14 protein-coding genes and 1 tRNA gene are annotated in these 20,009 nt (G+C 54.8%); 6 read left to right on the forward strand and 9 right to left on the reverse strand.

What is annotated here, in order from left to right:
* Positions 1 to 13 precede the first annotated feature (13 nt).
* Together G0Q06_RS13870 and G0Q06_RS13875 are read right to left on the reverse strand one after the other, a co-directional pair.
* The gene (locus tag G0Q06_RS13870; RefSeq protein WP_163967234.1) at positions 14 to 928 is read right to left on the reverse strand and encodes a 4Fe-4S dicluster domain-containing protein; all 915 of its coding nucleotides are present in this window, start codon (positions 926 to 928) and stop codon (positions 14 to 16) included.
* Positions 925 to 1,464: a hypothetical protein gene (locus tag G0Q06_RS13875; protein WP_163967236.1), complete on the reverse strand. Its 540-nt coding sequence runs from the start codon at positions 1,462 to 1,464 to the stop codon at positions 925 to 927. The genes G0Q06_RS13870 and G0Q06_RS13875 overlap by 4 nt, the downstream gene beginning before the upstream one ends.
* Positions 1,465 to 1,546: 82 nt before the next feature.
* Between G0Q06_RS13875 and G0Q06_RS13880 the strand changes: the two genes are divergently transcribed.
* Positions 1,547 to 1,888 (forward strand): c-type cytochrome, encoded by a 342-nt coding sequence (locus tag G0Q06_RS13880; protein WP_163967238.1) that lies wholly within the window; start codon positions 1,547 to 1,549, stop codon positions 1,886 to 1,888.
* Positions 1,889 to 1,920: 32 nt separating this feature from the next.
* Here the strand turns inward: G0Q06_RS13880 and G0Q06_RS13885 are convergent, their stop codons facing one another.
* A complete protein-coding gene (locus G0Q06_RS13885) occupies positions 1,921 to 3,603 on the reverse strand; it encodes a DUF2339 domain-containing protein (RefSeq protein WP_163967240.1) in 1,683 nt (560 codons plus the stop codon).
* A gap of 241 nt (positions 3,604 to 3,844) precedes the next feature.
* Here G0Q06_RS13885 and G0Q06_RS13890 point away from each other — a divergent pair.
* A tRNA-Pro gene (locus tag G0Q06_RS13890) sits at positions 3,845 to 3,921 on the forward strand.
* A gap of 29 nt (positions 3,922 to 3,950) precedes the next feature.
* Here the strand turns inward: G0Q06_RS13890 and G0Q06_RS13895 are convergent.
* Together G0Q06_RS13895 and G0Q06_RS13900 are read right to left on the reverse strand one after the other, a co-directional pair.
* Positions 3,951 to 5,492, reverse strand: coding sequence for an endo-1,4-beta-xylanase (locus G0Q06_RS13895; RefSeq protein WP_163967242.1), 1,542 nt, complete (start codon positions 5,490 to 5,492; stop codon positions 3,951 to 3,953).
* Between the two features lie 188 nt (positions 5,493 to 5,680).
* Entirely contained in the window at positions 5,681 to 6,841 is a 1,161-nt protein-coding gene (locus tag G0Q06_RS13900) for a CAP domain-containing protein (protein ID WP_163967244.1), read from the reverse strand.
* A 265-nt stretch (positions 6,842 to 7,106) separates the two neighbouring features.
* Between G0Q06_RS13900 and G0Q06_RS13905 the strand changes: the two genes are divergently transcribed.
* On the forward strand, positions 7,107 to 9,500 hold the full coding sequence (locus G0Q06_RS13905) for a GEVED domain-containing protein (protein WP_163967246.1): 2,394 nt from the start codon (positions 7,107 to 7,109) through the stop codon (positions 9,498 to 9,500).
* A gap of 6 nt (positions 9,501 to 9,506) precedes the next feature.
* Here G0Q06_RS13905 and G0Q06_RS13910 read toward each other — a convergent pair whose 3' ends face one another.
* Positions 9,507 to 10,871, reverse strand: a complete 1,365-nt coding sequence (locus tag G0Q06_RS13910) for a TrpB-like pyridoxal phosphate-dependent enzyme (RefSeq protein ID WP_163967249.1) — start codon at positions 10,869 to 10,871, stop codon at positions 9,507 to 9,509.
* Positions 10,872 to 10,968: 97 nt separating this feature from the next.
* Here G0Q06_RS13910 and G0Q06_RS13915 point away from each other — a divergent pair, with 97 nt between their 5' ends.
* Positions 10,969 to 11,277, forward strand: coding sequence for a ribonuclease III domain-containing protein (locus tag G0Q06_RS13915; protein WP_163967251.1), 309 nt, complete (start codon positions 10,969 to 10,971; stop codon positions 11,275 to 11,277).
* Here the strand turns inward: G0Q06_RS13915 and G0Q06_RS13920 are convergent.
* On the reverse strand, positions 11,274 to 12,104 hold the full coding sequence (locus G0Q06_RS13920; protein ID WP_163967253.1) for a rhomboid family intramembrane serine protease: 831 nt from the start codon (positions 12,102 to 12,104) through the stop codon (positions 11,274 to 11,276). The two genes, G0Q06_RS13915 and G0Q06_RS13920, sit on opposite strands and share 4 nt — an antisense overlap.
* A gap of 59 nt (positions 12,105 to 12,163) precedes the next feature.
* On the reverse strand, positions 12,164 to 13,513 hold the full coding sequence (locus G0Q06_RS13925) for a trypsin-like peptidase domain-containing protein (RefSeq protein ID WP_163967255.1): 1,350 nt from the start codon (positions 13,511 to 13,513) through the stop codon (positions 12,164 to 12,166).
* Positions 13,514 to 13,576: 63 nt separating this feature from the next.
* On the opposite strand from G0Q06_RS13925, the gene leuS reads away from it, so the two are divergent.
* Positions 13,577 to 16,165: a leucine--tRNA ligase gene (gene leuS / locus G0Q06_RS13930; protein ID WP_163967257.1), complete on the forward strand. Its 2,589-nt coding sequence runs from the start codon at positions 13,577 to 13,579 to the stop codon at positions 16,163 to 16,165.
* Positions 16,146 to 17,009: an LpxI family protein gene (locus tag G0Q06_RS13935; RefSeq protein WP_163967259.1), complete on the forward strand. Its 864-nt coding sequence runs from the start codon at positions 16,146 to 16,148 to the stop codon at positions 17,007 to 17,009. Before leuS ends, G0Q06_RS13935 begins: the two co-directional genes overlap by 20 nt.
* Before the next feature lie 45 nt (positions 17,010 to 17,054).
* Here the strand turns inward: G0Q06_RS13935 and G0Q06_RS13940 are convergent, their stop codons facing one another.
* Positions 17,055 to 19,835 (reverse strand): Ig-like domain-containing protein, encoded by a 2,781-nt coding sequence (locus G0Q06_RS13940; protein ID WP_163967261.1) that lies wholly within the window; start codon positions 19,833 to 19,835, stop codon positions 17,055 to 17,057.
* Between the last annotated feature and the right edge of the window lie 174 nt (positions 19,836 to 20,009).

Below are 20,009 nucleotides of genomic sequence, written 5' to 3' on the forward strand. Positions count from 1 at the left end.
TCCCTCTTTGAAATCAGATTGAAAAATAATAGAAGAACTTCGGTTGGGTATTAAGCTCCTCCTTCAGAATATAGATCCGATGATTCTCTAGAATGTAGCGGATCTCGCCTTTGGGATCGAGAAGGTTGCCAAACTTCCGGGCACCGACAGGGCAGACCTCAACACAGGCCGGATAACGGCCTTTGCGCGCTCGCTGAAGGCAAAATGTACACTTTTCCACAACCCCCTGGGGACGTGGACGATTGCCAAGGTACTCCGTATCAGGATTCAACTGATTCACCGGAAGGCTTGGTTTCGTCCAGTTGAAATGGCGCGCGCCGTATGGACAGGCTGTCACACAACAGCGGCATCCAACACACCAGTCGTAATCAATGACAACGATCCCATCAGGCTCTTTCCATGTCGCCCCAACTGGACAGGATTTCACACAGGGCGGATTTTCACACTGTTGGCATTGTACCGGAAAATAGAATTTGTCTTCCTGGGGAACCTCCTCGGCATCATAATAGGCATCTGCATGCATGAGATCAATCCCCTTGGCCTTGTCCATCTCCAACACTTGTATCCAGTGAATTTGCGGGTCGCGGGATTGATTGTTTTCCTCAACACAGGCGTAGACACAGCGACGGCAACCTATGCAACGCGAGACATCAAGCGCGTACCCGAACAGAACATCCTCCTGGGGAGGCGTGGTGGAAACTTTAACTTCACGATCAAAGCGCTTCTCATATCGCCGTTCCCATCTTTCCACAGTGGAGGCAAGCTGCTCCGGCGACATCTCCCTGAAGTTGGTCTGAAAGAATGACCTCAGGGCATCTGCATCCCGTTTGCATCCAGTAGCCGTATAGGCCGCCGCAAGGGTGAACAGGGTCTTGATCGCGTCACGCCGGTTGACCTTTTCACTCTGTTTATTTTCGGGTGTGTTCATCGTATTTCCTCCTGGCGCACCGGGGCTGGAAGGGGCGCAATTGGCTTAAAACTCGGAGAGTGCGGATCATGGCAACTGGCACAAAGGAGATATTCCTTTTTCCCCGACCACGAGCCGGTCCGGCGTCCATGGTCGCCGGCCTTCCACCCCTTGAGCTGTTGGGCGTGGCATTGCCCGCAAAGGCGATAGGATTCATCAAAGGGAAGAAGACGTCCGTCAGCAAGGTGGAGCATGTCCCGGTTCTGCGCATCGTGGCAGTCAAGGCACCATCGGTTTTCCTCATCGTGATCGAAGTCGACTGTGTCATGAAAGTCCACTACGCGAGGGGTACGGTCTACTTCATCATCTTCCATGTGGCAATCTGAACAGGGAAAGATGCCTTCCGAGAAAGGCGGGGGAGCCACTGCAATCAATTCCTCCTCGTTCGGAAGCAATGGTTCGGGATCGGAAGGAACCGCTTCTTTGAAAGCGCTTAAAACGGAAACAGCGACTGTCACTATTCCGCAGGTAAAAATAATCTTTTGTGATAAGTTCATGGTAAAGTTACGGCTGGCCCCTTGCAATGCGCGAGAGATCAACAGCATTGACAGGAAACCGAGAACCCAACAGGCTGAATCTATGAAGACTCCATTTATATGCCTCGTTTCCCTTATGGCTCTGGCCTCCGTTCCACTTGTTGCCAATGCAAATTCTGGAGAGGAGCTGTGGATGAAAAACTGTAAGAAATGCCACGGCGAGGACGGCGACGGTGACACAGTAATGGGCAAAAAGTTTTCCATCCGTGACTATACCGATCCTGCAGTCCAGGAAAGCATAACCGACGAGGATATTGTTGCCGCAGTCACCGATGGCTTGAAAAATGAGAAGGGCAAAAAAGTGATGCTGGCTTTCGGAAGCAAACTCACTGAAGAGGAGATTTCCAGTGTTGCGGCTTACGTCCGCACCCTTTCCCCCGAATAACCATCCCTGACTTAAGGACAATCCAAGTACGATCATTCTGCTTCCTCCTTGGTGCCTTCCCTGGCCTTTCGCTTTGCACGCGAGATCGTAAAAACTAGTGATACGACAAGCATCAGGGACCCGAGGATAAGGAAGGAGAGAATTCGGTACTGCGGCTCAAGCTGGCGGGTCCCGACAATCATCACATAGAGGGCTGTGAGCAGAAGTGTCAGATGTCCCATCCAGCGATACCGCCTGTTTCGGATAATCCAGTTCATCGCATAATAAAAGAGAGCCACTCCCGCCCATGCGACGACCACATAAGCCCCGGGTACCAGATAATACAGCGCATATGGGAAAGCGAAAAAGGCGATAACGAGATAAATAATTCGCATCAGATCAGTCTTCAATGCCAGCCGGTCTTTCTGCAGGTTTAAGATTCTCGCACTGAATAGTGCCACCGCGCCAAACCCGATGCTCATCCCCTGCTCCTGCTTGGTCAGGGCAGTGTAGGCAATAAGGATACTGATAAAAATCAGGCAGTTGCTCACAACAATGAACCGTGAACGAAAGTAGATGGCTGTGGCGATCACCACCAGGCTTTGCAGCGATAGAGCGACGAAAACCTCGGGAACCGGAAAGGCCTTGATCAGTGCAAAGCTCAGAGCCATGTAACCGGTCATCGCATAGATAAATGTCGAAAACCAGCTCTGCTCGCGCTTCCAGTAAACCAATGAAAGGGAAAGAAACAGGATGAACGCCGCAATGTGTGAAACCAGAAAGGCCTCTTTGTAGGCAAACAGGTTATGCAGGAAGAAGAGGCCAAATCCGAAGGCGCAGATCAGTAGCCCGGTAATCTGGACGGGCGCGTCCTCCACCTCTCGATGCTCCCGCATCATGACGATAACCGTCGAACCCATAATCCAAATCAGGACAAAGATGAGGGCCCAGCGACTCTCGTCTACGATTTTAAATTCATTCCCGAGCACCGGGTTATTTGTCGCCCAAACCGCATAGGTAGCCATGGCCAACATGAAGCTCACGGGCACAAGCATCCGCCATCCGCATTTCAATTGCGCCCATCCCGCAACCCCCACCAACAGCGTTGTGAGGGAAAGTAAAAACAAGGTCGAGCCACTCACCACAGCCGTTCCAAACCCGGTAATCAGGGCAAGGATAAACAAATGAGGTGAACTACGCCTCCAGGCTAGAACAAGGTTGATTCCCAGCACCACTAGAAGAATGCCCCGGCCAGCCAGAGAACTCGTCTCCATGGCAGGTGGATTGCCGAAGAAAAATAAGCGCAAAGCTGAAAAAAAGAGGAGAAGCATCCCAGCCCCTCGCAAATACTTGCTGATCGTTTCAAACGATTTTCGGGCCACCCTTGCTAAACCGAACGTCAAAAGGCTCAGGGTTGCCCCAACCGCAGATGGCACTGCGGATGGCAAGCCCTCAAAGGGCAAAGAAAGCGCAAACCCAACGCCAATCGCCATGACCACAATTCCGATCACGGCAAACCAGTTCTGACCAACTTCAAATTCGAGGGATTCGCGTTTCTGAAGCATCTCTGCCGCAGGGTGGTCCGAGACCCGCTCCTCAGGAACACCGCTATGAGACCTTGCTTCCACTGGTTCCAACCCCAGTCGCTCCTCCACCCGCCTCATCCGTCGGCACAACTCCACCACTGCGGCCCTCAAGTCGCTTTCGGAGGAATAGTCTGATTCTTGGTAGGTCATCGGCGGGGTTGAGTCCGATGGGGGCAACTATAGTATGGAACACTTCACCTCGGGGCTGGGATATTAGAATCAATGCCAAAGCCTTAAGGCAGGCATTAGAATGTCGAATGCCTTGTCACTCTTCAAGCCCATAACCGCCCCTTGCACCCCCTCTACCGAAATCAAATCCCATATTACCATTTTGCAGGATTGCCTTGACCCCGACTCACTCATCCATTCAAGCTAAGAGTTCGTTTTAAGGCGGGCTGTGGCGCAGTCTGGTAGCGCACTTGCATGGGGTGCAAGGGGTCGCTGGTTCGAATCCAGTCAGCCCGACCATTGCCTCCGACCAATCCAACCGCCGTGGCTCAGGGAATAGGGACAAAAACCCAGCCCATTCCATCCATCGCAGTTATGCCTGGGACGTATAGCCAGGATGAAAGGGAGAATGACCAGATCCAGGGGGCAGTTCGTACATGGAGCAATCCCAGCCAGGAACCGCTGTCCACATACTCATCCAACAGGAGGGGGAAGCTTCCCCACATTGAGGCACCAGTATCCGAGCTGAGGTGGACTTGCATTGTCTTGCTGGAATCCAGATTAAAGCGGCTCACCGTCACTTCCTCGCCGTTGCGGACCGTAACTTCATATTCACCCTTGTTCCCGCGAAGCTCTATTCTTCCCGATGTATCTGTACTTTGGATACTCTCCGTATAATACCGTATCCTGTTGAGATAATACCAGACAAGACCGTTTAGTTTGACTGAGCCATCGTAGTCGCACAGGGCGGATGAATCATCGCTCATGTAGGTCCACGCGTTCAGACCAGTCACCATCGGGTGACTGTAAAAGGCGGTCATGATCTCTTCCGTCATCTGCGCCCGTAATTGCTCGTCAGGATAAAACCCTGCGCGGTCATTTTCCTTAATCTCAAACTCCGTCCCTGCCATCTCCAACCCATAGGCTTGGGAGAATTCTTCCAAACGATCGTAGATGATCCCTGGATCAATATGCTCCCATTTGAAACGTGATTGAAAACCAAGTCCACTGATCGGTCCACCGTCACTGATTATCCGGTCAACGCTGGCCTTGTAGATGTCGCGACGAGTCGTGTAATAGTCGAAATCCAGCGACTCTGATTTGGCTGAAATAATCTGGTTCTCGTTGAGAAAGAACTCACACCCTGGAAGCACTGCCTCAGTTTCGGCTATCTTGAACCACTCGGCCATCTCTCCATAGCCCAGCAAGTCTTGTACGCGGAAGTTTCCTCGCGGTTCATTAATGACATCCCATTCATATACGGGCCACTTTGAGGCCCAATCGGTGATCATTGCATCAATATTTGCCTTCAGGATCGCCTTGAGCGCATCGACAGTCCCGGGAGTTTCCCCATTGGCGATGGCCGCTTCGACATCCTCGACATCCGAGAGGATATCCGCCGGCAAATGATTGTTGCCTGTATTTCCCGGCCAGATCAGAAGATGCCCGCGCACAGGCAGGTCATTCGCCTGGGCCCATTCGAAAAAGCCGGGCAGCAAGTACTCATTCCCGTTCCTGAGCTTCGGCTTGAGTCCGTTGTTTAATCCGGCAGTATTAAACATCTTCAGGGCCAGGGATTGGTACCGTTCCGTCGTGATCCGTAGATTTCCTGTTTCGTTGAACATGTCCCGCAGGCCAAGGACTCCGCCAAAGTTAAAGCCATTACTCAATAACTTGACTTCAACCACTGCGCCGGAAACAGGCATCCCGTTGCGATCAAGGACTTCAATTGCCAAGTCAGCCCTGCGATGGGTTTCGATGCGTTGCTCCGCGTCGCGGCGCCACTGCGGCTTCTGGCCGTCAGGCTTGACGATGGATCCAAGCTCGAGAATTTCTTCGGCACTCAGCCTGATGCCCAGATCGCTCTCCATCTTCTCTATTTCCCAAGGACTTAAGGTTCCGCCCAAGAGCATTGATGGGGCGGATAAGCCGATTAGCAGGCTGACAAAGGGAATGAGTAAAGGGGTATTCAACATCGAAGGAACAAGCCTTTCAGAATTCCCTTTACGTGCAAATCCTTCCGTAATGCACACTGTTGCGGAGGCAATGTTGCCCCGCTTCAGTAACCCACCCAACCAGCATTCTCGCCAAGCTGGTAAAGGATATCCGGATGGCTGGTGGATGACCAAGCCCATGTGCCGGTGTATGGATTGAAGAAGTAAAGATCCCCGGATGCGCTGAGAGAATGAAAGCGGAAACCGGATTTGCTATTGTAGACCCAGCTCGATTCAGGCTGCGTGAACAAGCCAAACCAATCAAGGGAGTACCAGTCTTCCGTTTGGGGTACAGCGAGTGAAAAGGGGTCCACCACATCATCAACACCAATCACAAAATCCAATTTGACATTAGTTCCACCCGGCAAATCCACAGACTTGATTGTAGTCACTAATCCATTACCTGAAAATACCACTTCAAGGGTTTTGGGTCCAAGACCGACTGGGAAGGCATATCCACCTGAGGAACTCGTCACGGCAAACCATGAACCCGAATCGGGGACAATTTCAATTCCCCCGACACCTTCACCGGGTGTGTAGAATCCATTCCCATCAAGATCTTCATAGACCACGCCAGTTAGGAAATGACTATCCGGCACAGGGGATCCCCCGCTAAATCCGAAATTCTGTGTCATGAGGGAGCTGACCGGATACTCGGATCCGTCAAGGACATAGGCTCCAATAGCTTCGCCAATTCCAACCTCATCGAATTCTGGTCCAAGGATATTTTCGCGGTGATCGGCACTGAGGAACAAGCCCTCATGATGGAAATTTATCGTCGAAGTGCGTTGTCCTGATTTCCATCCAAGGAAGGCAGCGATATTCTCACCGGTGCCCCATGACCCCTCAAGCGGGTAGCCAAAGTCGATCATACGCTGTGTCGGTGACGTGTTGTCCTGCCCAAGGTGGGAAAAAGTATCATTATCGACCATCCACTGGCTATGTGCTCGTGATGAGACAATGAGAAATGGATTCAGGACTAGTGGTTGCTTCGGTGCCGAAGTGATCGCGCCTTCCGTCAGACCTTCATTTAAGTCGGCAAGCCCGTAACGGCTCGCTTCGGCGATCGGGTCGGCCCGGGCACGGTTGACCAATTCAAGCAGGTACTGCTCCCAATCAGTGGGGTCACCTTGATAATAAGCGCTTTGTACAGCGTCGGTTCTACTTCCGGAAAGGAAGAGCGCGAAGCAAACAAGCACTAAATGAAACTGTGGTCGAACGGACATAATGGGTTAACAACTCAATAACCATTATGAATTGGCCCAGCCAGTGATCAATGCATAACCGCTTGTCTCGCGCCAAATGAGGCATTTTGACAAGCCTTTGACAGGGTAGCGCACAACATGTCAAAAGAGTATAAAAAGATCTGTCTTCTTCGAAGACTTTTGAAAGACATGGAACCTTCTCAAGAATTGACTCCATAACGGGTCTTTGCTTCAACTCAACCGTTGGACCATTAACCCCTGTTTTCGTACCCGCTCATCACCCATTATGGAAAAGATCATTTCGAACCCGACACACAACTTAATCTTCAATCCGACACGGCACATGTTGCTCGCTGGTTTGTTAATGGCTTCATCGCTCTTTGCCGCAGACTTTGGTGATGCCCCGGATGGGACGGATGCCTTTTATCCCGTCTTTCCGGGCAACCCGGCCATTATTGGTCAGTTCCCCACCCTGCTGGCGAGTGACGGAGCACGCCACGCCGACCTGACTGACTGCTGGTTGGGCGGACCCGGTTCCGCCCCGAGCTCGGAGGCGGATGCCAACGATGGTTCGGATCCCGATGGACTTGCCAATTTGGTCAATAACGATGCCGGTGATGAGGGTCTCCCTGTTATCCCCTTCTACCTGGATTTGGATTCAGCGACCGCGACGGCAACGGTAACAGTCAGGGTCACTGTTCCTGAGGGAGCCCCGGATTTGCCACGCACACTCAACATGCTTGTCGATTGGGACCAAAGCGGTGACTGGAAAAACCCGGGCACTGGCGAACCTGAATGGGTCATTCAAAATTACAGTGTCAATGTCACTCCCGGATCAACCCAGCTCCTTTCCATTCCAATAACATGGGGAATGGGCGCAGACATATTCCCGCAGGTATTCTGGACTCGCTTGACCCTGACGCGATCCACGATCACCGCTACAATCCCGGCGGACGGGTGGGACGGCTCAGGCAGCTTCGCGTATGGCGAGACAGAGGATTTCCTCTTCCATCCAAACGCACGCCATGATGCCATAAACTCACCATGGAGCGCTCCCATGAGTCCGGCACCTGGAACAGTCCCGGACAATCCTCCCCCTTCTATTTCCCTGACTCCAAGCAATCAGAGTGTCCCACACGGGACGCTGGCGACGGTGCTGGTCAACCTGGATACAGGCGTTGCACCAGACTCCCTTGAATGGGCCATTGATCCCGCACAACGCGGTAGTTCAACTTTCGATCCCGGACTGTCGCAACAGGCTTTTGGCGGATCCTATTCGGTATCAGGGTCTACCGCCACCGCCACTTCCGGGGGAACCCTCCCGACCTTGGGGTCAATCACGGTCTCTTCAGTTGTTGATTCGAGCACTCCCGCTTACGAGGAATGGCCCATCCGTGTGCGCGCACGCTGGGATGGGTTCCACACGCAAACTGCGCGGACTCTTGTTCGCATCTGGCACGATGGCTGGAGCGGAACATGGGCAATCACAACGCACTTTGAATTTCTCCTGAATGACATTTCAGCTACCGTTCCTGCAGGCCAACAGGCAACAGCGCTGGGGCATCTCGCAGCTGCAAAAAGCGCATACGTGAATCTGGATTTGAGCACGAGTACAAGCAAACTCGGTGACTTGGATACCGAATTGGCTTCTCTCGCCACAGGCGGGCATATCACATCGGGAGAAGAAACACGCCTTAGAGGGACAACAACGGATCTGATTACGGCAATCAATGCCCTGGATCCGTTTGGCTTCATCATTCCTATCCTGGCAAGTCCTGTTGATGGTGAAGTGCTCACTGGTACCGTGCCAATTGCCTCCACGACAGATTCACCCGGGGCGTTCGGCGCGGTTTTCTCTTACTCAACCGACGGTAGCACCTGGGTCGAGATAGGAGATGGCGTATTTAATGGAGGCCAATATATTACAAATTTCGATACGACCGGAGTTCCCGATGGCATGGTGCGCCTCAAGGTCCTGATGTTCGACTTTGATATCGAGTTTTCCGGCGAATACGAAGCTATCGTCTGGGTCGACAACAGCGCACCGACACCCACGCTCTCCACCCCTGTTGCCGGCTCAACACATGTAGGGATAATCCCAGTGCAAGTGGATACGGATACGGGTGATGACTTGACGACACTGCTTGAGCTCTCGAGGAATGGAACGGATTGGTACGCCATCGGGACTGATTCGAATTCTGCCGACGGGCATACCACCCTGGTTGATTCAGGACAGTTGCCTGCAGGGTCGTACTCGCTCCGCGCAACAGCTACCGATGCCTTCGGTAACACTGCCCAGGATTCCTGGTCATTCAACGTTGCCCCCTCCTTCCATGCATGGAGGATCGGCCTCGGTCTGCCAACCGCAGAAACGGATGAGGACTTGGATCAGGATGGGCTGTCCCTTGGTGAGGAATATTACTTCGGACTGAGTGCAACCACGCCTGAAGTTGCTTCGGATTACCTGCTGTGGGAATCTCTTGGCGGATCAAATTTCCAATTCCGGTTCACACCGGGTTTACTGGTCGATGGTCTGCGCGCCGCTGTTGAAGGCAGTCCCGACCTGGCCACATGGGGTGACCTGCTTCTCGATCCAGACAACTCCGCAGAGGTGGTTGTCCCGGTTGACACTTCGCCCCGGCAGTTTGTCCGCCTCAATCTCTGGGAAGACCGCCCTTAACGACGATCAGCTATTCCCGAAACTGGGCAAGCCGGCAAGGGCCATGGCAATTTCATCTTCCGGATAGGCGTAGTCCTTGAGCTTTCCCGCATTGTAATCGATGTAGGCCTGCATATCAAAGTGCCCGTGCCCGCACAGATTGAACAGGATTGTCTCGGACTTGCCTTCCCGTTTGCAACGCTCTGCCTCGCGAATGGCGCCCACAACGGCATGGTTTGCCTCCGGCGCGGGAAGAATTCCCTCGGCCCGGGCAAACTGCACGCCAGCGGCAAAACATTCCAGCTGATTGTATGAAGTCGCTTCACACATTCCAAGCTGCAAGGCATGGCTGACCATCGGGGCCATCCCATGATAGCGCAGACCCCCGCTGTGGAATCCCGGTGGAACAAAGGTGCTCCCGAGGGTGTGCATCTTGACCAACGGGGTCAGGTGGGCGGTGTCACCAAAATCGTACGCGTGACGTCCCTTGGTCAAGCTTGGACAGGCGGATGGCTCGACAGCCACAATACGCACATCCTGTTGCCCCCTGAGTTTGCGCCCCATGAAGGGGAAGGCAATACCGGCAAAATTCGATCCACCACCCGTACAGGCGACAATGACATCCGGATAATCACCGGCCATGTCCATCTGCATGATCGCTTCCTCTCCAATGATGGTCTGGTGAAGCAACACGTGGTTCAAAACGCTTCCAAGGCAGTAAGACGTATCGGCATTCTGCGCAGCGACTTCCACCGCCTCGGAAATGGCAATCCCCAGTGAACCAGTGCAATCCGGATCCTTTTCCAAAATTGCGCGACCGGAGGCAGTTGTTTCACTTGGGCTCGCGATGCACTTGGCACCGAAGCTCTCCATGAAGGCCCGGCGGTACGGCTTCTGTCCGAAACTCACCTTGACCATGTAGACAAGACACTCCAACCCAAACATCTCACAGGCCAACGAGAGCGAGGAGCCCCACTGACCCGCACCGGTCTCCGTAGTAATCTTCTTGATGCCAGCTTCCTTGTTGTAGAAGGCCTGAGGTACGGATGTGTTCGGCTTGTGCGATCCGCTGGGACTCACACCCTCATACTTATAATAAATCTTAGCCGGCGTATCGAGCGCCTTCTCAAGACGCCGTGCACGGTAAAGCGGCGTGCAGCGCCATTGAAGAAGGATGTCCCGCACCGGCTGGGGAATCGGTACCCAGCGCTCAGAAGTCATCTCCTGCTCAATCAGGGCAGGTGGAAAAAGCGGGGCCAGATCATCCGGGCCGACCGGTTCGCCAGTTCCGGGATGAAGCACCGGTGCCAGCGGCTCGGGCAGGTCGGAAGCCAGATTATACCAGTTCTCCGGCAGTTGATTGTCGTTCAGGAGGTATTTTATCGAGTCCATAAATTTTTGGGGATTGACGGGTATACCTGAAATCAGCCCCGGATGTGAATGTCAATGCCCTTGACTCGGCCGGCCCCTAAAACCAAATCTTCCCGCAATGACTCCACGCGAACTCAAGGACCTGGCATGGATTGGAGATGCTGTTCTGGCGCTGTATGCACGCCAGTGGTTACTGGAACAACCGGATCATCCACACTTTACGCGGCAGGAGCTTTTCATTCGCTTCACAACGAACGATTTCCTGCAGTCGATCGGGGAGCCAACGAGCGTGGAGGCAGGGATTGGAAAAGTCTACAGGGCCGATGGTCTGGAGGCTGGCTTCAAGCATATTGAAGAAACCCTCCTTCCACTCTTCAAAAAACATCTCAACAATTCCGTCAAGGGGCGCCGGGGCAAGCGGCGCTAACGCGCCTTCCGCGGCTTGTCCCGGACTAGCGCACCCGCAATCAAGCCGGCAGGAAGCCCGCAAACAAATCCCATCAAATGCGCTGATGTATCGGTTCTGTCGCTACCCGTTCCAAACCATGCCAGAAAAACAAGTCCGGCGATGATTGGCAAAGCCCATGCGCGAATCAGCATGCGTGAGGAATGCCGGATGCCAAATCCCAGCGGAAGGGCGACCAACAGCCCGATTGCGCCGAAGACAGCCGTGGATGCCCCAATGGAATAATGGGACGTGCTGAAGTGTACGGTTGCATTCAGGTAATTCCCGCAGGCACCCGCCATGAGTACTCCGAGCCATGCACGAACAGTCCCGATGTGCCGCGCCACAAGATGCAGGAAAACCGCTCCAAAGAGGAGATTGCCGGCAAGGTGCCCGATGTCCCCATGGAGAAACAGGGCGGAAAATGTCCGGTAAAGCTCACCCGATTTAATTAAGTCGGAGGAGGCGGTCCCCCACTCGACCAGCATCGGCCAGCGCAATTGACACAACCAGGCAAGGACAAGGACAGCCACCCATGTCATGGCGGCGTAGGCTCCCGGATGCGGCTCCGGCATCTCCGGTTCCTGCGGAGGCCAGTTGACCGATTCAAGCTCGTATAATTCAAGCTGTTCCCTCAAGCGCCCGGCATAGCCTGCCTCGACAATGAGCAGTACTTCCCCGCTCTCTTCCGTGTGAATCCAATAACCGGCCCCCGCACTCAGGATGACCAAGCCGTAATCATGGGCAGTCGCTTCATCCGGGAAGCGGCCAATCTCCGCCAGATTATCCGGATACACAATTGCACCCAATCCTCTCAATTCCTGCGTCCATGAAAAACATCAACGGCATTCGTGCGATTCGTAGTCCCTCACCGCGGCTCCAGGACAAGATACCGCAGGCTGTGATTGCGCCAGACCTCAAACAGCACCTTCTCAGGATTTTCCTCGTAGGTGTCGTAAAAGGCTTTCATCGCATCAAGGGAATCCAGGTTTTCCCGGTTGATTGAGAGGACAATGTCCCCGCGGTTGAGTCCGGCCTGCTGCGCCGGAAAGGCCTGCTGGACGCCGGTCACAAGGACCCCTTCATCCGAATCAAGCTGGACTTCGCGGGCATAGGGCTTGCTCACATCCTCAGCGCTAATCCCCCACTTTTCAAAAGCCCAACGCTCACCAACCCGGCTCTCGAGAGCTTCCGTGATCACGTCCACGGAGATCTCACGACTGTTCCGCAACACCGTGAAAGTGAGCGTTTCTCCGATTGAATACTCCGCAATTTCATGAAGGACCGGGGGGATTTGCTCGGGGAAGCGGACATCGAGGGGATGCCCGTCAAGTGCGAGAACAATATCACCCGGACGCATTCCCGCCTCGGCAGCAGGAGAGCCAGGATCAATGCTGTCGACCAGCATCCCAACGTTGGCTTCAATTCCGTAAAAGGACTCAAGATCCTGCAACGCGCCCGGCTTGAGGCCAATGTAGGAACGTGTCACGCGGCCCTGCTCCTTGAGCTGGGGCAGGATTTCCATGGCAATGCTCGCTGGCACGGCGAAGGAGAGGTTATTCGAACCGAGATAGCTCCGGGTATTGATCCCGACAATGCGCCCGCGCTCATCGACAAGTGGACCCCCGCTATTTCCGGGATTGATGGCTGCGTCGGTCTGCAACCAGGTGTTGAAATACCCTGTCTCGTAGCCGCCAATCTGGTTGGAGGCCGCAAAGTACCGGTTGGGATTGGAAATAATACCACGTGTCACGGTGCGCGTGAGGCCGTTGGGCGTTCCCACGGCCAAGACCGGCTGACCGGGATAAAGCGCTTTTGACTCGCCAAACTCCCCGTGGGAAAAGCTCAGGCCTCGTTCCTTGATCGATTCCATGTCCATCTTGACCAGCGCCAGATCCGTCCAGTGGTCCCAGCCAATGAGCTCTGCCTCCACCCGCTCAAGATTTGGCAGGGTGATGATGATCTCCTCGGCATTGATCCCGACCACATGTGCATTGGTCAGGATATAGCCGTCATCATCAAGGATCACACCGCTTCCCACACCACGCACCATTTTGCGGGTTCCCTCGGTGTAGCTGGCCTCGCGCACGTCCAGCCGGACCACCGAATCAAGCAGGTTGCGAAAGCCGGCTGTGCTACTCGCCGTGGGACTTTGGCAACCGCCTCCAATGAACAGCAAAATAAAACCGGCGAAAACCAGTTTCACCAGCTGTGTCATTGACCTTCGGCCAGAGCTTGACCAATCTCCGCAGTTTTTACTCATCATTTCAGGGCGTTATCCATGGCGACATCCAATAAAGAATACCCATTCACCGAAATTGAACAGCGTTGGCAACAGTTTTGGGACAAGGAAGGCACTTTCACTGCCCCCAATCAGTCCGAAAAGCCAAAATACTACCTGCTGGACATGTTTCCCTACCCGAGCGGAGCAGGCCTCCACGCCGGGCACGTGGAAAACTTTGCCGGCAGTGATATCCTCGGGCGCTACAAGCTGGCCCGCGGGTTCAATGTCCTCCACCCGATGGGTTGGGACGCCTTCGGCCTTCCGGCTGAGCAGTATGCGGTCAAGACCGGCACCCATCCGGCCAAGACCACGCTCACGAACATCGATAATTTCCGCCGCCAGATCAAGGCCCTCGGACTGGCCATCGACTGGACGCGCGAGGTCAATACCACCGACCCGCATTACTTTCGCTGGACCCAGTGGATCTTCCTGAAGCTGTTCCAGAACAAGCTGGCCTATGTCGATGAGCGCCCGGTCAACTGGTGCCCCGAACTGGGCACCGTGCTTGCCAACGAGGAGGTCGTGGACGGCAAGTCAGAAGTCGGTGGACATCCCGTCGAACGCCGCAATCTTCGCCAATGGGTATTGCGCATCACCGCCTATGCTGACCGCCTGCTGGAGGGGCTCGACAAGCTTGAGTGGCCTGATTCGACGAAGGCCATGCAGCGAAACTGGATCGGCCGCAGCACAGGGGCCAATGTCACTTTCTCCCTGGAATCCGGGGACGACAGCATCACGGTCTACACAACGCGGCCGGATACGCTTTTTGGGGCGACTTACATGGTCTTGGCGCCCGAACATCCGCTGGTCGGCAAACTGGTCACTGGAGAAAACCTGAAGGCCGCCCAGAAGTACATCCAGGAAGCCGCGGGCAAGAGTGACCTTTTGCGCACTGAGCTGGCCAAGGAGAAAAGCGGGGTCTTCACGGGCAGCTACGCCATCAATCCGGTCAACGGTGAACGCATCCCGATCTGGATCGCGGACTATGTCCTCATGAGTTACGGAACAGGCGCCATCATGGCCGTCCCGGCACACGATGAGCGCGACCACGAATTCGCGACCAAGTTCAATCTCCCGATCATCGATGTGATCTCCCCGCCGGAAGGCGAGGAACCCGAGGAAGGCGAGGCCTTTACCGGTGTCGGGACAATGATCAACAGTGGCGAGTTCAACGGGCTCGACAGCGTCACTGGCAAGGAGCGCATTATCGCACAATTGCAGGCCGCTGGAAAGGGCGAGGCAGCGGTCAATTACAAGCTGCGCGACTGGCTCTTTTCACGTCAACGCTACTGGGGTGAGCCCTTCCCGATTGTCTGGGTGGATGATGAAACGTGGAATTCCATCAAGGACTTGAAGACAGCGGTCACCGCCCTTGTACCTGGGGAACCGGTCACCTACCATCAGGATGGTACGCTCTATCACGCCCTGCCGCTTCCAGAGTCAGCCCTTCCATTGGAGCTGCCCAAAACCGATAATTACGAACCGGCCGGCGATGGGGAAAGCCCGCTCGCGAACAACCATGACTGGGTCAATATCTGGTTTAATCTTGAGACCGGTGAAGGCGTCCCGCAATCGGGCGAAAAGCCTTCCTCCGGCACATGGATCCCCGCTCGCCGGGAGACCAATACAATGCCGCAATGGGCGGGCAGTTGCTGGTATTACCTGCGCTATCTGGATCCGGCTAATGCGGAGGCCATCCTCGATCCGGCAATCCGCGATTACTGGGGCGTTCCCGATTTCTACATGGGTGGGGCCGAGCATGCCGTCCTCCACTTGCTCTACGCGCGCTTCTGGCACTTGTTCCTGAAGGACATGGGGGTTGTCACGGATGATGAACCCTTCAAGAAGCTCTTCCACCAGGGAATCATCCTCGGTGAGGACGGTGAGAAAATGTCCAAAAGCCGTGGCAACGTGGTCAATCCGGACGACTTTATCGCCAGCCATGGGGCCGACAGCCTACGCGCCTACCTGATGTTCATGGGACCGCTGGAAGACATGAAGCCGTGGAATTCACAGGGCATTGAGGGCGTCCATCGCTTCCTTCGCCGAGTCTGCCGGGATCTGGTGGGTTCCGGGGACGGATTGCCACCGAAGATTGCCTCCGACAAGCCGGAGTCGACCGAAATGACCCGTGTCCTCCACGAGACAATCCGCAAAGTGACCGCTGATTACGACAACATCCGCTTCAATACGGCCTTGTCGCAGTTGATGATTTTCATGAACCAGCTCAACAAGGAGGAAAGCCTCAACGTTGAGTCAGCCAAGGATTTTGCACGCCTCCTGGCACCATTGGCCCCGCATCTGGCTGAAGAGCTATGGCACAAACTTGGCGGTGAAGGGTCGGTCGCCTTTGCCGGCTGGCCAACTTGGAATGAGGACCTGCTGAAGACCGATGAGGTTCAGATTGGCTTGCTCGTGAACGGGAAGCCTCGCGGAGAAGCGAAAGTCAGCAAGACAGCCAAACAGGATGAGGTTCTTGCCCTTGCGCAGGCCGATGAAAAGGTTTCAGCCCACTTGAGCGGAAAGGAAATCATCAAAGTGATTTACGTTCCCGGGAAAATTCTCAATGTCGTTGTTCGTGGCTGATTGCCCGACAAGCAGATTTCTTCCCGAAAGCTTTGACCCGTCCAAGCCGGTTGCGGTCATTGCCGGCCAGCGGGATTATCCGGTTCTCACGGTGGAGTCGATACGGGCCGCCGGGCTCCCGGTCCGCCTGATTGCCTTGAAAGGGGAAACCCAACCGGAATTGATTGATTCGTTCCCGGATGGTGAGCGCGAGGTTGTCAAGGTCGGCCAGATCGGCAAGATGCTGAAGGCCCTGCAGAAACTTGAAGCTGGTTACGCGCTCTTTGTGGGGCAGGTCTCCCCGGGAAAGCTCTTTCGTGACCTGTCGCCGGATATCAAGGCCCTCGCCATGCTGGCGAGTCTCAAGGAGCGCAACGCCCACACCATCTTCGGGTCCATCACTGCGGAAATTGAGCGCATCGGGGTCAACATGCTGGACGCCCGCGCTTTCCTCGACGGACACTTGAGTAGCCACGGTCTCATGACACCGGGCAAGCAGCAGGCCAAACAGCCGCATATCGATTTTGGCATCCGGATAGCACGCGAGGTTGCCGCACTCGATATCGGGCAGGGAGTTGTCGTGCGCAAGGGAACGGTCCTTGCCGTGGAAGCTTTTGAAGGGACCGACGACATGCTCAGCCGGGCCAACAAATACAAGACCGATCAGCTTATTTTTGTGAAGTGTGCCAAGCCGGATCAAAACCCGCATTTTGATTGGCCGGTGTTCGGTGAGAAGACCCTTGAATCAATGCAAGCCAGCGGGATCAAGACCGCCGCTCTTGAGTCCGACAAGGTCGTCATGCTCAACAAGGTCACCCTTCTGCAAAAAGCTTCAGAGGCCGGAATCGAGCTGATCGGATACTAGGGAATTTTTCGACTGATAATTCAGGTCGTTTGTTCGGCCCTGAGCTCAATTGACCACGAGGCGCATGAATTGCTTTTCGCCTGGCGCAGGAAGAGTCAACATCCGGAGAACAACCGTTTCTGTCCCGTCAAGGTTATCGACCACGCTGAACTCCTCGGTATCTGAATCCGCCGGATCCCACTGGACGAGGTCACTCGAAACCATGGCGTTGATCTGCGTGCCACCCAGTTCCTTGAGCCGGACAAACTGGAGGGCGAGATATTTGCTGCCTTCATGATCCACCATCATGCTGGTCGGCCGGTGGGCACTGTTTGCTGACCAGGCATCCGAACCAAAGGCCTGCTCCTCGATATTGCTCAGGCCGTCTTTATCAGCGTCCCCGCCCGACTCGAGCACGGGCACATCGGTCGAGGCCATGAGCGTCGGCGGGCACTTGCCGTTGTCGTTCCAAAGGTCATACATCTTGTCACCGATGTTCCCTTCCGGTCCGTTATTTTCGTTCTTGAGGAATTCGATAAACTCCTTGCTGGTGCTCTGATAATAGAGATTTACCTCGGCCCGCACGGCCCCGGCAGGAACCGTGTAGCTGGAGTCGTCCCAATTCTGGCCGTCAGCGTAGGTATGGCCGACAGGCTGTCCGCCAAATTCAGCAAAGGCGGCATTTGTGAATCCCAAGGGCGGGATGCGGTTGTCCTCAAAGATCTTGTTGTTGAGGACAAAGTGCAGCGAGGGGCCTTCAGCGAGGCCAGTCGCTGTGGCGACGTTGGTATCGATGCCCGGATGGACTTCATAGATCTTCGCCTCGACATCATGGCCCAAGACACCCGTTGATGGATCATAAGCCGCCGACTCGGAAATCAACGTGTCCGAGCCATCAAAGAATTTCACGTTCACCCAGATCCTTCGCCCTTCCGGATAACCCGTTGGCAATTTGTGGCCGGTCTTATTGGTCACGCGGACGACGAGATCCCCGATTGTCTGCTCCGAGGTCAGCTCAGCCGCGTTCTCCAGCATGTATTCCGCCCGGGCAATGCCAGCTTGGACGGCAACCAGATCCACATGCGGATAATCGGCAGGATTGATCCAGTCGATGGAGCCGTTGGCGATCAGTTCCGGAATCCAGGTGCTGCCTCCCGTCATGTCGTGCAAAGGCAGGTTTGGTCGCTCGGGAACAGTATTGGTGAGTGGGTTTGCCCCATAGCCTAGAACGTCGCTCATATGGCAGTCCTGACAGGTCGAAACGGATCCACCGGGTTTGTTCCCGGCAAACTCAGGTGCGTAGACACCCAGCGGGGTGTTATACATGCTGGCTTTCCATTCACTATAGGTTCTCTCCACCGGGACAATACTGTGCGGTGAATAGGTCGTGTTGGGCTGGTCCAATGTTTGCGGTTGGAATACCCCAAACTCGTCCTCGATAAAGGCGGGGTTGCTCACGTCGTGGCAAGTGCCGCAGAATTCTCCCGTCCGGTGAAATGGAGATTCCAGGAAATCGTGCCCACCGGGGGCAGAGGAAAGATTGAAGGGGCCCCGCTTATGGGTGGCCAGCTCATCAACCACGTACATGCCATTGCCATATTCTGCCGGCACGTCAGGAGACGGAAAACTCAAGCCACCCAGGACTTCGAGGTCCCGCAACGGGCTGAGCCCGGCCTGGTAATTCGGATCGACCATCCGGTGGCACAGGTCACAGGAAACACCGATTTTGTCGTTCTGCAGCATCGCGCTGCCATCGGTGGGAACGGAGCGGCCTTGAATCCAACCTCGGGAGTCGTGGCAGCGCAGGCAAAGGTCACCCGAATCCGGCGCATCCTGGTTCGCAATGGCCAAATTGGCCTCAAACAGGGGATCGAGGGACGCCAGCGCCATCATGCTGCCTTTCCAGTTGTTGTAGGGCTCCACACCGGTTACCGCGTCATAATCACCATGACAGACGGCACAGTTCTCGGGAGTAGAAGTGAGTGAACCACCCTCAAATGGCTGGCTTCCCGGCATGTCGAAATCCCGCAGCGTCGTGGCAACCAATCCCCCGGGAGGCGATTCAACGGTGAAGGTGGCGTTGCTTTCGTCCGTCTCTTCGAGCCCGGCTCCATTAACCACTTCAATCCGGATCAGGGCATCCGTCCGCGGGCGGTTGGCCACAAACCATGTGTAGCTGCCTGTGTTACCCAAGCCTTTGACGATGTGTTTATAGTCACCGTCTACATATTCATAAATCTCCACTTCGACGATCCCGCTCTCCGGATCGTCCGCGGTCCACTGAATCGTTGTCGCTGAATTGCCAACAAGGGTCTCTCCCCCGTTGGGCGTCGTCACCGTGACCGTCGGCGGTGTTGTGTCCACCCCTACGCTGGGCGTCAAATAAGGGGAAACGTCTCCCGCCGATACGTTTTGGACCATGCCTGCGTTGGAGCCCGATAGACCCGGAAAGGTCGGCAGGTTCACATAACTTGTCCCATCGCTGATCGCCCCAATTTCAACGCCGTTGTCGAATCCGTCCGAATCCGAGTCGACCAACTCAAGGGCGAACAGACTGCTGTGAATTTCCGAGGTGCTGCCGTGAGGGGACGCTTCAAAGTCCAAGCCATAAGGATTACGGTCCCCTCCGCCGTCGAAATTATAGTGGCAGACGCCACAATGACCCGCATTGCTGGGAAGGTCGTCCAGTTGAGTGCCATTTACAAGGCCTCCATAAAAATTGAAGAATTCCTTCCGGTAAGGGTTCTTGGCCTCAAGCAAAGTGCTGCCAAAGGTGACTAGAAGGCCGAAGATCAGGGTTGTTGAGAAATGAGGGACAAGGCGGTTCAGGGGAGTGGCTGCTTTCATCGGGGACCTGGTTGCTGGAGGTGAATAAGGGGGTCTAATATAAGCTATTAGATATTTTTGTTGACATTCGATAAGTAATACTTATTGGCTATCCAAGGCTTTGCCAAGAAAAAAAAGCCCTTGATGAACCCGCCGGAAATATGCGGCTAACGCATGGAAGAAGCGGTCTGGAAG

The sequence above is a fragment of the Oceanipulchritudo coccoides genome (genome assembly GCF_010500615.1).
In the GTDB taxonomy this organism is placed as follows: domain Bacteria; phylum Verrucomicrobiota; class Verrucomicrobiia; order Opitutales; family Oceanipulchritudinaceae; genus Oceanipulchritudo; species Oceanipulchritudo coccoides.